The sequence below is a fragment of the Streptomyces achromogenes subsp. achromogenes genome (assembly GCF_000720835.1).
In the GTDB taxonomy this organism is placed as follows: Bacteria; Actinomycetota; Actinomycetes; order Streptomycetales; family Streptomycetaceae; genus Streptomyces; species Streptomyces achromogenes.
This window is the reverse complement of record NZ_JODT01000028.1, coordinates 49,321-62,598: the sequence shown is the minus strand read 5'-3', so window position 1 is coordinate 62,598 and position 13,278 is coordinate 49,321. Positions and strand designations below refer to the sequence as shown.

At 71.6% G+C, this 13,278-nt stretch carries 13 protein-coding genes; 5 read left to right on the top strand and 8 right to left on the bottom strand.

Translation table 11 applies throughout. The annotated features are described in order from the left end of the window. Window positions 1-6: 6 nt before the first annotated feature. A complete protein-coding gene (locus IH25_RS0126635) occupies window positions 7-1,350 on the bottom strand; it encodes a UDP-glucose dehydrogenase family protein (RefSeq protein ID WP_030615663.1) in 1,344 nt (447 codons plus the stop codon). 187 nt (window positions 1,351-1,537) lie between these two features. On the opposite strand from IH25_RS0126635, the gene IH25_RS0126630 reads away from it, so the two are divergent. Beyond that, window positions 1,538-2,695, top strand: coding sequence for an acyl-CoA dehydrogenase (locus IH25_RS0126630; protein WP_030615660.1), 1,158 nt, complete (start codon window positions 1,538-1,540; stop codon window positions 2,693-2,695). 252 nt (window positions 2,696-2,947) lie between these two features. Here the strand turns inward: IH25_RS0126630 and IH25_RS0126625 are convergent, their stop codons facing one another. Next, window positions 2,948-3,454 carry a CGNR zinc finger domain-containing protein gene (locus tag IH25_RS0126625; RefSeq protein WP_030615658.1) on the bottom strand — a complete coding sequence of 169 codons (507 nt, stop codon included), beginning with the start codon at window positions 3,452-3,454 and terminating at the stop codon, window positions 2,948-2,950. 87 nt (window positions 3,455-3,541) lie between these two features. Here IH25_RS0126625 and IH25_RS0126620 point away from each other — a divergent pair, with 87 nt between their 5' ends. Beyond that, window positions 3,542-3,901 carry a VOC family protein gene (locus tag IH25_RS0126620; protein WP_030615655.1) on the top strand — a complete coding sequence of 120 codons (360 nt, stop codon included), beginning with the start codon at window positions 3,542-3,544 and terminating at the stop codon, window positions 3,899-3,901. A gap of 29 nt (window positions 3,902-3,930) precedes the next feature. Then, a complete protein-coding gene (locus tag IH25_RS0126615; protein WP_030615653.1) occupies window positions 3,931-4,323 on the top strand; it encodes a VOC family protein in 393 nt (130 codons plus the stop codon). Window positions 4,324-4,368: 45 nt separating this feature from the next. Here IH25_RS0126615 and IH25_RS0126610 read toward each other — a convergent pair whose 3' ends face one another. The 4 genes from IH25_RS0126610 to IH25_RS0126595 form a co-directional block, all read right to left on the bottom strand. Continuing rightward, window positions 4,369-5,523, bottom strand: coding sequence for a dipeptidase (locus IH25_RS0126610; RefSeq protein ID WP_030615650.1), 1,155 nt, complete (start codon window positions 5,521-5,523; stop codon window positions 4,369-4,371). Window positions 5,524-5,652: 129 nt separating this feature from the next. Next, on the bottom strand, window positions 5,653-6,846 hold the full coding sequence (locus IH25_RS0126605; RefSeq protein ID WP_030615647.1) for a dipeptidase: 1,194 nt from the start codon (window positions 6,844-6,846) through the stop codon (window positions 5,653-5,655). Window positions 6,847-6,851: 5 nt separating this feature from the next. Beyond that, a complete protein-coding gene (gene purE, locus IH25_RS0126600; RefSeq protein ID WP_078844426.1) occupies window positions 6,852-7,373 on the bottom strand; it encodes a 5-(carboxyamino)imidazole ribonucleotide mutase in 522 nt (173 codons plus the stop codon). Beyond that, the gene (locus IH25_RS0126595; protein WP_030615642.1) at window positions 7,370-8,509 is read right to left on the bottom strand and encodes a 5-(carboxyamino)imidazole ribonucleotide synthase; all 1,140 of its coding nucleotides are present in this window, start codon (window positions 8,507-8,509) and stop codon (window positions 7,370-7,372) included. The genes purE and IH25_RS0126595 overlap by 4 nt, the downstream gene beginning before the upstream one ends. A 193-nt stretch (window positions 8,510-8,702) precedes the next feature. On the opposite strand from IH25_RS0126595, the gene IH25_RS0126590 reads away from it, so the two are divergent. Continuing rightward, complete coding sequence (locus IH25_RS0126590; RefSeq protein ID WP_030615637.1) at window positions 8,703-9,209, top strand: GtrA family protein; 507 nt, start codon at window positions 8,703-8,705, stop codon at window positions 9,207-9,209. 83 nt (window positions 9,210-9,292) lie between these two features. Here IH25_RS0126590 and IH25_RS0126585 read toward each other — a convergent pair whose 3' ends face one another. After that, on the bottom strand, window positions 9,293-10,567 hold the full coding sequence (locus tag IH25_RS0126585) for an ATP-binding protein (protein WP_030615634.1): 1,275 nt from the start codon (window positions 10,565-10,567) through the stop codon (window positions 9,293-9,295). 32 nt (window positions 10,568-10,599) lie between these two features. After that, window positions 10,600-11,277: a response regulator transcription factor gene (locus IH25_RS0126580; protein ID WP_030615631.1), complete on the bottom strand. Its 678-nt coding sequence runs from the start codon at window positions 11,275-11,277 to the stop codon at window positions 10,600-10,602. Window positions 11,278-11,769: 492 nt separating this feature from the next. On the opposite strand from IH25_RS0126580, the gene IH25_RS0126575 reads away from it, so the two are divergent. Beyond that, complete coding sequence (locus IH25_RS0126575; RefSeq protein WP_030615629.1) at window positions 11,770-13,275, top strand: peptide MFS transporter; 1,506 nt, start codon at window positions 11,770-11,772, stop codon at window positions 13,273-13,275. The last annotated feature ends 3 nt before the right edge of the window (window positions 13,276-13,278 follow it).

The window sequence follows — 13,278 nt, the reverse complement described above, 5'->3', positions numbered from 1 at the left end:
AGGTGCTCAGGCCGTCGGCCGGCCCATCGCCCGGTACGTCCAGCCGGCCCGGCGCCACAGCTCCGGGTCGAGGGTGTTGCGGCCGTCGAGGATCACCCGGGCCGCCGCCGCCTCGCCGAGCGCCGCCGGGTCCAGCTCGCGGAACTCCTGCCACTCCGTCAGGTGCAGGACGACGTCGGCGCCGCGGACGGCCGCCGTCGCCGAGTCGGCGTAGCCCAGCGTCGGGAAGACCTTGCGGGCGTTGGCCATGCCCTTCGGGTCGTACACCGTCACCTGGCCGCCCTGGAGGTGGATCTGCCCGGCCACGTTCAGCGCGGGCGAGTCGCGCACGTCGTCCGAGTCCGGCTTGAAGGTGGCGCCGAGCACCGCGACCCGCTTGCCGAGGAAGGAGCCGCCGCCGAGGGCCTCCCGGGCCATCTCCACCATCTGGCCGCGCCGGCGCATGTTGATGGAGTCGATCTCGCGCAGGAAGGTCAGCGCCTGGTCGGCGCCCAGCTCGCCCGCGCGGGCCATGAACGCCCGGATGTCCTTGGGCAGGCAGCCGCCGCCGAAGCCGATCCCGGCGCGCAGGAACTTGCGGCCGATCCGGTCGTCGTGGCCGATGGCCTCCGCGAGCTTCGCCACGTCACCGCCGGCCGCCTCGCACACCTCCGCCATCGCGTTGATGAAGGAGATCTTGGTGGCGAGGAAGGAGTTCGCGGCCGTCTTCACCAGTTCCGCGGTCGGGAAGTCGGTGACGACGAACGGCGTGCCCTCGGCCACCGGCGTCGCGTACACCTCGCGCAGCAGCTTCTCGGCGCGCTCGCCGCGGACGCCGACCACGATCCGGTCCGGGTGCAGGGTGTCCTGGACGGCGAAGCCCTCGCGCAGGAACTCCGGGTTCCAGGCCAGCTCGGCGTCCGCGCCCGCCGGGGCGTGCTCGGCCAGGTAGGCAGCCAGCCGCTCGGCGGAGCCCACCGGCACGGTCGACTTGCCCACGACCAGGGCCGGGCCGCGCAGATGCGGGGCGAGGGAGGCGATCGCGGAGTCCACGTACGACATGTCGCAGGCGTACTCGCCGTGCTTCTGCGGGGTGTTGACGCACACGAAGTGCACATCGCCGAAGGCGCCGGCCTCGGCCCAGTCCGTGGTGAACCGCAGCCGCCCGGTCGAGCCCTCGATCCCGGCGACGTGCCCCCGCAGCAGCTCCCGGAGCCCCGGCTCGTACATCGGGGTCTCGCCGCGCTCCAGCAGGGCGATCTTCTCGGGTACGACGTCCAGGCCCAGCACCTCGAAGCCCAGCTCGGCCATGGCCGCGGCGTGTGTGGCGCCGAGGTAGCCGGTGCCGATCACGGTGATCTTCAGGCTCATGGGTGCTCCAGCTGGGTCCGTCGGTCGTGCTCGGTCGTGCGGGCCCGAGCATATCCGGGCGGCTCACCGGGCATTTCTCCCGCTGTCGCGTAGGTCACGTAGGCGGGTGGGGGCCGGGCCTCTAAAATTTGAGTTACTTAACGGTAATTAGCGTCAGTATCACTGCGTCTTTGGAGCGTGAGAGACCGTGGCCGGATCGGCTGACTTCGACCTGTACCGCCCGTCCGAGGAGCACGACATGCTCCGGGACGCCGTCCGTTCCCTGGTCGAGGCGAAGATCGCGCCGTACGCCGCGGCGGTGGACGAGGAGGCGCGCTTCCCGCAGGAGGCCCTCGACGCCCTGGTGGCGAACGACCTGCACGCCGTGCACGTCCCCGAGGAGTACGGCGGCTCCGGTGCCGACGCGCTCGCCACGGTCATCGTGATCGAGGAGGTCGCCCGCGCCTGTGTCTCCTCCTCTCTCATCCCGGCGGTGAACAAGCTGGGCTCGCTGCCGGTGATCCTCTCCGGCTCCGAGGAGCTGAAGAAGAAGTACCTGGGCCCGCTGGCCAAGGGTGACGCGATGTTCTCGTACTGCCTCTCCGAGCCGGACGCCGGCTCGGACGCGGCCGGCATGAAGACCAAGGCCGTCCGCGACGGCGACCACTGGGTGCTCAACGGCGTCAAGCGCTGGATCACCAACGCGGGCGTCTCCGAGTACTACACGGTGATGGCCGTGACGGACCCCGCCAAGCGCTCCAAGGGCATCTCCGCCTTCGTCGTGGAGAAGTCCGACGAGGGCGTCTCCTTCGGCGCCCCGGAGAAGAAGCTCGGCATCAAGGGCTCCCCGACCCGCGAGGTCTACTTCGACAACGTCCGCATCCCCGCCGACCGCATGATCGGCGAGGAGGGCACCGGCTTCATGACGGCCATGAAGACCCTGGACCACACCCGCATCACCATCGCCGCCCAGGCCCTCGGTGTCGCCCAGGGCGCCTTCGACTACGCCAAGGGCTACGTCCAGGAGCGCAAGCAGTTCGGCAAGCCGATCGCCGACTTCCAGGGCATCCAGTTCATGCTCGCCGACATGTCGATGAAGATCTCCGCGGCCCGCGCCCTCACCTACCAGGCCGCCGCCGCCTCCGAGCGCGGCGACGCCGACCTCACCTACCTGGGCGCCGCCGCCAAGTGCTTCGCCTCGGACACCGCCATGGAGGTCACCACCGACGCCGTCCAGCTCCTCGGCGGCTACGGCTACACCCGCGACTACCCGGTGGAGCGCATGATGCGCGACGCCAAGATCACCCAGATCTACGAGGGCACCAACCAGGTCCAGCGCATCGTCATGGCCAGGAACCTGCCGTAGCAAGCTTTCCGCAGGTCAGCGAGAGGTCCCCGGCATGCTGCCGGGGACCTTTCGCATGGGTGGGGTCAGGCGACTTCGTCCAGCTCGGAAGGGTCGTCCGCCCGGGACCGTGGTCGGCGCTGAGCCGGTGGTACCGGCTCTTCGCCGACGGGACTTTCGGTGCGCTCCCTGGGTCCGTATGCCCCCGGTTCGGCCGAGGCTCAGTCGGCCGAACCGGGGGCTGTGCGCATTGTGCACCATCGGTGCCGGGGGTCAGGGGCCCTTCGCGCGGTAGCGGCGCATCTTGGCGCGGGCCCCGCAGACCTGCATCGAGCACCAGCGTCCGCGCCCGGCGGGGCTGCGGTCGTAGTACGCCCAGTGGCAGGTCCGGGACTCGCACGCCTTGAGCCTGGTCCAGGTGCCGGCGACGAGCGCCTCGGCGACGGCGACGGCGACACGGGAGAGCAGTGGGCTCGTATCGGCGGGGGCGAGGCGGGCCGCGCCGTCCCGTTCGTCGACGGCGACGTACAGCGGGGCCCGGGCGAGCAGGGTGCCGAGCGGGGTCACGGCGCGGTGGGGCGGGTGGCCGGCGTGGGCGAGCAGCGCGGCCCGCAGCGACTCGCGCAGTTCGCGGGCCCCGGCGACGCCGTCCCCGGTGATTCCCAGCCGGACGCGGACCTCCGGCGTGTCCAGCGCGTCGGTGCCCGCCTGGATGTCGAGCGTGTTCACCAGCGTCTCGATCAGCGCCAGGCCGCCCGGAGCGGCGGATCTCTCGCTCATGCTTGCGACGTTACCGCTTCTGGGGGAGCATGCAGTCACCGTTACCGGTTACTCGGCTCTACAGGTAACACCGAGGAGGAGGTAGTCATGGTTCTCGCCAAGCTCGACGCCGTGGTCCTGGACTGTCCCGACCCCCGCGCCCTGGCCGGTTTCTACGCCGATGTGCTGGGCGGCACGGTGGAGGGGGACGACGAGTGGATGACCCTGAGGGTGCCCGGCGGCCCGGCGCTCGCCTTCCAGCGGGTGCCCGGGTTCGTGCCGCCCCGGTGGCCGGCGGCGGACCACTCCCAGCAGTTCCACCTGGACCTGACCGTGCCGGACCTGGACGCGGCCGAGAAGGAGGCGCTGGAACTGGGCGCCAGGCCGCTGGACACCGCCGACCGGTCCCGCTCCTTCCGTGTCTACGCCGACCCGGCGGGGCACCCGTTCTGTCTCTGCGCCGGCTGATCCGCCTCGTACAAGAAACCGGAGGACCCATGGCACCCGTGGCCCGTTTCCGCAATGTCGTGCTCGACTGCCCCGACCCGCACGGCCTGGCCGCCTTCTACGCGGCGGTGGCCGGGGGCACCCCGCAGGCCGAGGACGACGACTGGGTCGTCCTCCAGGTGCCGGACGGACCCCGGCTGGCCTTCCAGCGGGCCGAGGGCTACACCCCGCCGGAGTGGCCGCGCGCCGACCGCAACGGCCAGCAGCTCCACATCGACTTCGACGCGGGCCCGACCTGGGCGGACGTCGACGCCGCCCATGAGAAGGTGCTCGCGCTCGGTGCCCGTCCGCTGGACCTGGAGGACCGTGAGAAGAAGGACTTCCAGGTGTACGCCGACCCGGCCGGGCATCCGTTCTGCCTGTCCCGGATCGAGCGGTCGTAAGCGGCGGTCGTAAAGCGGCGGTCGTGAAACGGCGGTCGTAGGGCGCTACAGCGCGTCCAGGTCGGTGATCCGTGGCGTCGGTGCCTCCCGGCGGTGCTGGGCGGCGCGGGACGCGAAGTCCGCGCCCCGCAGCACCCGCTGGACGTTTCCCCAGGTCAGCAGGGACAGTTCGGTCTCGGACCAGCCGCGCCGGAGCAGCTCGGCGATCAGGTGCGGATAGCGGGAGGCGTCGGCGAGCTCGCGGGGGTGGACGACCCCGGAGTCGTAGGTGCCGGACAGGCCGACGCACTCGGGGCCGGCCACGTCGCGGATGTGGTCGAGGTGGTCGGCGACGTCCGGGACGGCCGGGCCGGTCTGCTCGGCGGTCAGCGGCACCATGCACAGGCCCTTGGCCCCGCCCAGGGCGGCCAGCAGGTCGTCGGACAGGTTGGCGGGGTGCGGGCGCAGGGCGCGGGCGGCCGAGCGGGTGCACAGCACCGGGGTCTTGGACAGGGCGAGGGTGCGCCGGACGGTGGCCGGGCCGGCGCCGGTGACGTCGGCGAGCACCCCGAGCCGGTTCATCTCGCGCACCACCTCCTCGCCGAACCGGCTGAGCCCCGAGTCGCCGGCCCAGGTGGTGCCGGCGAGGGTGAGGACGCGTACGCCGAGGGCGTGCAGGACGCGCAGGACGGCGAGGGAGCCGTCCAGTGCGGCGCCGTGCGCGGGGCCGAGCAGCACGGCGACCCGGCCCCGGTTGCGGGCGTCGATGACCTGCCCGGCGGTGCGCACCAGGCGCAGCCCCTCCGGATGGGCCTCGACGACCGAACGCGCCAGGTCCAGCTGTTCCAGGGTCGCCGCCACCGGGCGTTCGCCGGCCGGCCCCTCGGGCAGGTGCAGGGACCAGAACAGCGCGCCCACGTGCCCGGCGCGCATCCGGGGCAGGTCCGTGTCGACGGCGGCCTCGCCCAGCTGGAGGTCGTGACCGGGCAGATGGCGCAGGGCCCAGGGCAGTCCGCTGTAGCCGTCGGCGACCGGGTGCCCGGCGAGCAGGGCACGGGCCCGCTCCAGCGGGTCCCCGGCCGGCACGTCACCGGATGGCAGGTCTCCGGCCGGCACGTCCCCCGCCGGCACGTCCGGCGGGAGGTGGAAGGGGTCGTCCGGCAGGCCGTCGTCCTCGCCGACCTCGGTCGTGCGGGGGATGTCGTCCTGGAGGTCGGCCATGGCGGGCTCCGTACGTCGGCGGCGGCGACGCCGGCCGTGGCCCGCGACGGGCTGTGGCCGGCGTACCGACACGGTCGCACGGAGCGGCCGGGGGCCTCCTGGTGAGCGAGGCGTTCGGGGGTAACCCGGTCAGCTCCCGCCGGGTGTGCCGTCCAGCTCCTCGATGGTGGCGAGGGAGGGACCACGGCCGGCCTGGAGACCGCGGGCCACGTCCTCCGCCGCGCCCAGCACCCGGACCGCGTTCCGCCAGGTGAGCTTGGCCAGGTCGGTGCGGGACCAGCCGCGGTCCAGCAGCTCGGCGAGGAGGTTCGGGTAGCCGGAGACGTCGTCCAGGCCGTCCGGGGTGAACGCGGTGCCGTCGTAGTCGCCGCCGATGCCCAGGTGGTCGATCCCGGCCACCTCGCGCATGTGGTCCAGGTGGTCGGCCACCACGGACACCGTGGCGACCGGGCGCGGGTGGCGCTCCTCGAAGGCGCGGTGCAGCCGCATCGCCTCGGGGCTGGTGTCCAGGTGGTGCAGACCGTGGGCGCGCAGGTTCTCGTCGGCCGCGGCCGTCCAGTCGACGGCGGCCTGGAGCACGAACTTGGGCACGAACGTCACCATCGCCATGCCGCCGTTGGCGGGCAGCCGCTCCAGGACGTCGTCGGGGATGTTGCGCGGGTGGTCGCAGACCGCCCGGGCGGAGGAGTGCGAGAAGATCACCGGCGCGGTGGAGGCGTCCAGCGCGTCCCGCATGGTGGTGGCCGCCACGTGGGAGAGGTCGACCAGCATGCCGAGCCGGTTCATCTCCCGGACCACCTCGCGGCCGAAGGCGGTCAGGCCGCCGGCCCTGGGCTCGTCGGTCGCGGAGTCCGCCCAGTCCACGTTGGAGTTGTGGGTGAGCGTCATGTAGCGCACGCCGAGCGCGTATAGGGCGCGCAGGGTGCCCATCGAGTTGGCGATGGAGTGGCCGCCCTCGGCCCCCATGAGGGAGGCGATACGGCCCTCGGCGCGGGCCGTCTCCAGGTCGGCGGCGCTCCGCGCGGGCGCCAGGTCCGCCGGGTAGCGCTCCAGCATCCGGCGGACGCAGTCGATCTGCTCCAGGGTGGCCGCGACCGGGTCCGGCTGCTCGGCCGGCACGTACACCGACCAGTACTGGGCGCCGACCCCGCCCGCGCGCAGCCGCGGCAGGTCGGTGTGCAGCCGGTCGCTGCGGTCCCCGGCGATGTCCAGGGCGTCGAGGTCGTAGCGGACCTGCTCGCGCAGCGCCCACGGCAGGTCGTTGTGGCCGTCCACGACCGGGAACTCGCGCAGCAGTTCCCGGGCCTCCTCCAGCGCGCCCATGCCGGTCACTGCCCGAAGCCGAAGCCGCTCGCGCCCTCGACCTTGGCGCGCAGCCGCTTGCCCTTCTCGGTGGCCTGGTCGTTCAGGTCCTGCTGGAAGTCGCGCATCCGGTGCAGCAGTTCCTCGTCGTGCGCGGCGAGCATCCGGGCCGCGAGCAGACCGGCGTTGCGGGCGCCGGCGACGGAGACCGTGGCGACCGGGACGCCGGCCGGCATCTGCACGATGGACAGCAGCGAGTCCATGCCGTCCAGGTACTTCAGCGGCACGGGCACGCCGATGACCGGCAGCGGGGTGACGGAGGCGAGCATGCCGGGCAGGTGGGCGGCGCCGCCCGCGCCCGCGATGATCGCCTTCAGTCCGCGGCCGGCGGCCTGCTCGCCGTAGGTGATCATCTCGCGGGGCATGCGGTGCGCGGAGACGACGTCGACCTCGTAGGCGATCTCGAACTCGTCCAGGGCCTTGGCGGCGCCCTCCATGACGGGCCAGTCCGAGTCCGACCCCATGACGATGCCTACAACTGGGCTCATTCGGTGATCGTGCCTCTCAGGTAGCCGGCTGCGTGACGGGCGCGCTCCAGCACGTCGTCCAGGTCGTCGCCGTAGGTGTTGACGTGTCCGACCTTGCGGCCGGGCTTCACGTCCTTGCCGTACATGTGGATCTTGAGCTTGGGGTCCCGGGCCATGCAGTGCAAGTACGCGGAGTACATGTCCGGGAAGTCGCCGCCCAGGACGTTGACCATGACGGTCCACTTGGCGCGCGGGCGCGGGTCGCCCAGCGGCAGGTCCAGGACCGCGCGGACGTGGTTGGCGAACTGCGAGGTGATCGCGCCGTCCATGGACCAGTGGCCGGAGTTGTGCGGGCGCATCGCCAGTTCGTTGACCAGGACGCGGCCGTCGCGGGTCTGGAACAGCTCGACGGCGAGGTGTCCGACGACGTCCAGCTCCTTGGCGATGGTCAGGGCCATCCGCTCGGCGTGCAGGGCGAGATCCTCGGACAGGTCCGGGGCGGGCGCGATCACGGTGTCGCAGACGCCGTTCACCTGCCGGGACTCCACCACCGGGTAGGCGACGGCCTGGCCGTGCGGGGAGCGGACGACGTTGGCGGCCAGCTCGCGGACGTAGTCGACCTTCTCCTCGGCGAGGACGGGGACGCCGGCGCGGAACGGCTCGGCCGCCTCCTCGGCGTTCTCCACGACCCACACGCCCTTGCCGTCGTAGCCGCCGCGGACCGTCTTGAGGACCACGGGGAAACCGTCGCCCTCGGCCGCGAACCGCACCACGTCCTCGGGGTCGGCCACGATCCGGTGCCGGGGGCACGGGATGCCGATCGCGTCGAGTCTCGCGCGCATCACGCCCTTGTCCTGGGCGTGCACCAGCGCGTCGGGCCCCGGGCGCACGGGAATGCCGTCCGCCTCCAGGGCCCGTAGATGCTCGGTGGGGACGTGTTCGTGATCGAAGGTGATCACGTCACATCCGCGCGCGAACTCGCGCAGCGTGTCCAGGTCGCGGTAGTCGCCGATGACGACATCGCTCACCACCTGCGCCGCGGAATCCTGAGGGGTGTCACTGAGAAGCTTGAACCTGATGCCCAACGGGATGCCCGCCTCGTGCGTCATACGCGCGAGCTGCCCCCCGCCGACCATGCCGACTACCGGGAACGTCACACCCCTAGGGTATCGGCCACACGGGGGCGGCCGGATCGCCTCCCCCGCGGAACTCTTACCCGACGCTTTCCCGCCGCTTTCCGTCACGTTTTCCGGCAGGTTTCCCGGCCGTGGGCCGCTTCATGGGCGCGCCGGGGCCCGCACGGCTAGCATGGCGGGGTTGTCGAACCCTACCGACGGGAGCTGCCCAGCCATGGAACCTCGTTCCGCGAGGCTGCAACGGCTCGTACGCGAGTTGCTCAAATTCGGCGCCGTCGGCGGGGCCGGGGTCCTCGTGAACCTCGGTGTGTTCAACCTGGTCCGGAACCTGTCGGACCTGCCGGTGGTCCGGGCGAGCATCATCGCGACCATCGTGGCCATCGTCTTCAACTACGTCGGCTTCCGCTACTGGACCTACCGCGACCGCGACCGGGGCGGGCGCACCCGGGAGCTGGTGCTGTTCCTGCTGTTCAGCGCGGCCGGCCTGGTGATCGAGAACGGCCTGCTGTACCTGGCGACGTACGGCTTCGGGTGGGACACCCCGCTGCAGAGCAACGTCTTCAAGTTCGTCGGCATCGGTGTGGCGACGCTGTTCCGGTTCTGGTCCTACCGCACCTGGGTGTTCCGGGCGCTGCCGGCCGGGGAGGCCGTCGCGGGTGCTGCGGAATCGATTCTGAAGCAGGAGCCGCGGCGGCCGGCGCCGCGACAGCGGGTTCCTTAAGCACGTTCGGGCCGGTCTCCGAGCGGTCTCCACGGCCCCCGTCGGCGGACCGTCGTCAGCAGACCCCCGTCAGCGGACCCCCGTCAGCGGACCGTCGTCCGGTCCTCCTCGTCCGCCTTGCGCGCCGGGGGCGTGCGGGAGAGGAACAGGCCGAAGACCGGGGGCTGCGCCTGGAGCAGCTCCAGCCGGCCGCCGTCGGCCTCCGCGAGGTCGCGCGCGACGGCCAGGCCGATCCCCGTGGAGTTCCGCCCGCTGATCGTCCGTTCGAAGATCCGCGCACCGAGGTCGGCCGGCACCCCCGGCCCCTCGTCGGTCACCTCGATCACGGCCTGGTTGCCGGTGACCCGGGTGCGCAGGGCCACCGTGCCGCCGCCGTGCATCAGCGAGTTCTCGATCAGCGCGGCCAGCACCTGGGCGACCGCGCCCGGCGTGCCCACCGCCGTCAGGTGCCGCTTGCCGGAGCTGACGACGGCCCGGCCGGCGCTGCGGTAGGCGGGCCGCCACTCGGCGAGCTGCTGCTGGATGACCTCGTCCAGGTCGAAGGCGACCGCGGAGCCGGTGCGCGGGTCGCGCGAGTTGGTCAGCAGCCGCTCCACCACGTCGGTCAGCCGCTCCACCTGCGTCAGCGCGATGGTGGCCTCCTCCTTCACCGTCTCCGGGTCGTCGGTGAGGGTGATCTCCTCCAGCCGCATGGACAGCGCGGTGAGCGGGGTGCGCAGCTGGTGCGAGGCGTCGGCCGCGAGGCGCCGCTCGGCGGTCAGCATGCGCGCGATCCGCTCGGCGGAGGAGTCCAGCACATCGGCGACCCGGTCCAGCTCGGGCACGCCGTACCGCTTGTGCCGCGGGCGCGGGTCGCCGGAGCCGAGGCGTTCGGCGGTCTCGGCGAGGTCGGTCAGCGGGGAGGCGAGCCGGCCCGCCTGTCTCAGGGCGAGCAGCACGGCCGCGACCACCGCGAGCAGGGCGACCAGCCCGATGATCAGCAGCGTCCGGCCGACCTCGCGGGTCACCGCGGAGCGGGGCTCCTCGACGGTGACCGTCTCGCCCTCCTCGCCGCGCTGCGTGGAGCGGATGGTATCGCCCTCGGGCTTGTCGCCGATCTCTATGGGCGCCTTGCCGGGCATGCGGATGACCGCGTACTGGTCCTCGCTGACCGGATTGCGCAGCACGTCCGCGTTGATGTTCTCCGCGGCCAGCAGCCGGCTGTCCACGATGCTGGCCAGCCGCACCGCCTCCGACTCGACCCGCTCCTGGGCGCTGCTGCTGATGGTCCGGGTCTCGACGATGACGAGCGAGACACCGAAGACGGCGATCACCACCAGCACGACGGCGAGGGTGGACTGGATGAGACGTCGACGCATGGTCCGTTACCTGAGGTGATCGCCGGCCCGGCTCAGCTCTTCTCGAAGCGGAAGCCCACGCCGCGCACCGTCGCGATGTACCGGGGGTTCGCCGCGTCGTCGCCGAGCTTCTTGCGCAGCCAGGAGATGTGCATGTCGAGGGTCTTGGTCGACGACCACCAGGTGGTGTCCCAGACCTCGCGCATCAGCTGGTCGCGGGTGACCACGCGGCCGGCGTCGCGCACCAGGACCCGGAGCAGGTCGAACTCCTTGGCGGTCAGCTGGAGCTCCTCGTCGCCCATCCACGCGCGGTGCGACTCCACGTCGATGCGCACCCCGTGCGTGGCCGGCGGCTGCTGCGGCTCGGCGGACCCGCGCCGCAGCAGCGCCCGCACCCGGGCGAGCAGTTCGGCGAGCCGGAAGGGCTTGGTGACGTAGTCGTCGGCGCCCGCGTCGAGGCCGACGACGGTGTCCACCTCGTCGGCCCGCGCGGTCAGGATGAGGATCGGCACGGTGTGGCCGTCGGCCCGCAGCCGGCGGGCGACCTCCAGGCCGTCCATGCCGGGCAGGCCCAGGTCCAGCACGACCAGGTCGACGCCGCCCTGCATTCCGGCGTCGAGTGCGGCGGGTCCGTCCTCGCGCACCTCGACCTCGTAACCTTCCCGGCGCAGGGCGCGGGCCAGCGGCTCCGAGATGGACGCGTCGTCCTCGGCGAGCAGTACACGGGTCATGAGGTGATGGTAGTCCGCCCGTGTGCGGTGCCGGGGCGTGATCGCTTTCCTGGCTTCTTACCTTCGCACCCGGCTGGTACGAACCATTGACCTGGGGATGCGATCGTAGGAGAGACCTTCGAAATCCGCTGTGTGGTTCCCGCGACACCTGTGATCCGCGTCTCAAGTCCTTCCATATCCGGCAGTGTCCTGCCGTATGGTGACCTGAACGCCTGTAGTACGCACCGGGGACCTTTGGCGAGCAGTCGACGCTGAAGGTCTCTTTTGTGTACGGGCTGATCCGATCAGCCTCGAAAGGAATGACCTCTGGCCGGGCTCCGGGCGCAGCGACGCGTGTGGGGCGTGGATCCCGGTGGTCGCCGTCCGCCGCCTCCGTGATCCGGAGGCGGGCTCCCCCTGGGCGTGGGGGTGGACGACCGACCCTGCCGGTGCCGGCCGACCCCCACCGGGCGCGCACGCTCAATCGCGCGTCCCGACCAGCAAGGAACGACCATGGCGTCCAGCCTGACGAAGGACTCGGTCCGCCCGGGCACCCCCGGTTCCGAGAAAGCCTTCTTCGGCCACCCCCGCGGACTGGCCACTCTCTTCATGACCGAGATGTGGGAGCGTTTCTCCTACTACGGCATGAGGGCCCTGCTCCCGCTGTACCTGGTGGCCCCGGGTGGCCTGCACCTCAGCGGTGGCACGGCGAGCGCGATCTACGCGGTGTACCTGTCGCTCGTGTACCTGCTCGCCCTGCCCGGCGGCTGGTTCGCCGACCGTCTGCTCGGCCCCCGCAAGACGGTCGCCGTCGCGGGCGCGGTCATCATGCTGGGCCACCTGTGCCTGGCGGTCCCCTTCGCGGCCAGCTTCTACGTCGGCCTGGTGCTCGTCGCCATCGGTTCGGGTCTGCTGAAGGCCAACATCTCCACGATGGTCGGCCACCTCTACAACGGCCCGGAGGACCCGCGCCGCGACGGTGGCTTCACGCTGTTCTACATCGGCATCAACCTCGGCGCCTTCGTCGCCCCGCTGGTCATCGGCACCATCGGCGAGAACGTCAACTGGCACCTGGGCTTCGCGCTGGCCGCGCTCGGCATGGCGCTGGGCCTGGTCCAGTACCTGCTGGGCGGCCGTCACCTGAACCCGAAGAGCAGCGAGGTCCCGACCCCGCTGTCCGCCGAGGAGAAGGCCGCCACGCTGCGCAAGGGCCTGATCTGGCTGGCCGTGGCCGCGGTGTTCTACGGCGTCGTCGGCGGCACCGGTCACTTCACCCTGAACTGGGCGCTGATCCCGCTCACCGTCATCGGCCTGATCGTGCCGATCCTGGTCATCGCCCGGATCATGCGGGACAAGGACCTGGACGCGGGCGAGCGCTCGAAGGTGTCGGCGTACATCTGGTTCTTCGTGGCCGCCGCCGTCTTCTGGATGATCTACGACCAGGGCGGCTCGACCCTGTCGCTGTTCGCCAAGGACAGCGCCGAGAACTCGGTCCTCGGCTGGGACTTCCCGGTCTCCTGGTACCAGTCGGTCAACCCGGTCCTGATCATGGCGCTGGCGCCGGTCTTCGCCTGGCTGTGGCTGTGGCTGAACCGGCGCGGCAAGGAGCCGAGCACGATCGTGAAGTTCTCTTCCGGTCTGGTGCTGGTCGGTGTGTCGTTCTTCGTCTTCCTCGCCCCGCTGTCGGTCGCGGAGGGCGGTCACAAGGCCGCGGCGCTGTGGCTGGTCGCGATCTACTTCGTGCAGACCGTCGGTGAGCTGACGCTGTCCCCGGTGGGTCTGTCGGTGACCACGAAGATGGCACCGCAGAAGTACGCCTCCCAGATGATGGGTGTCTGGTTCCTCGCGGTGACCGCGGGCGACTCCGTCACCGCCCTGCTGTCCAACCCGGCCGTCGGCGGCGTCAACCTCGACAAGAAGGGCTTCGTCGCCCTGGAGGCCGTGCTCGCCGTGGTCGCGGGTGTGGCGGTGTGGATGTACCGCAACAAGGTCAAGAAGCTGATGGGCAACGTCAACTAGTCC

Excerpts from the sequence above, each read along its gene's own strand:
- IH25_RS0126620 (WP_030615655.1), top strand. The coding sequence starts at position 3,542 with ATGGTTCTCGCCAAGCTCGACGCCGTGGTCCTGGACTGTCCCGACCCC.
- purE (WP_078844426.1), bottom strand. The coding sequence starts at position 7,373 with ATGAGCCCAGTTGTAGGCATCGTCATGGGGTCGGACTCGGACTGGCCC.
- IH25_RS0126625 (WP_030615658.1), bottom strand. The coding sequence starts at position 3,454 with ATGAGCGAGAGATCCGCCGCTCCGGGCGGCCTGGCGCTGATCGAGACG.
- IH25_RS0126585 (WP_030615634.1), bottom strand. The coding sequence starts at position 10,567 with ATGCGTCGACGTCTCATCCAGTCCACCCTCGCCGTCGTGCTGGTGGTG.
- IH25_RS0126590 (WP_030615637.1), top strand. The coding sequence starts at position 8,703 with ATGGAACCTCGTTCCGCGAGGCTGCAACGGCTCGTACGCGAGTTGCTC.
- IH25_RS0126580 (WP_030615631.1), bottom strand. The coding sequence starts at position 11,277 with ATGACCCGTGTACTGCTCGCCGAGGACGACGCGTCCATCTCGGAGCCG.
- IH25_RS0126635 (WP_030615663.1), bottom strand. The coding sequence starts at position 1,350 with ATGAGCCTGAAGATCACCGTGATCGGCACCGGCTACCTCGGCGCCACA.
- IH25_RS0126575 (WP_030615629.1), top strand. The coding sequence starts at position 11,770 with ATGGCGTCCAGCCTGACGAAGGACTCGGTCCGCCCGGGCACCCCCGGT.
- IH25_RS0126605 (WP_030615647.1), bottom strand. The coding sequence starts at position 6,846 with ATGGGCGCGCTGGAGGAGGCCCGGGAACTGCTGCGCGAGTTCCCGGTC.
- IH25_RS0126615 (WP_030615653.1), top strand. The coding sequence starts at position 3,931 with ATGGCACCCGTGGCCCGTTTCCGCAATGTCGTGCTCGACTGCCCCGAC.
- IH25_RS0126610 (WP_030615650.1), bottom strand. The coding sequence starts at position 5,523 with ATGGCCGACCTCCAGGACGACATCCCCCGCACGACCGAGGTCGGCGAG.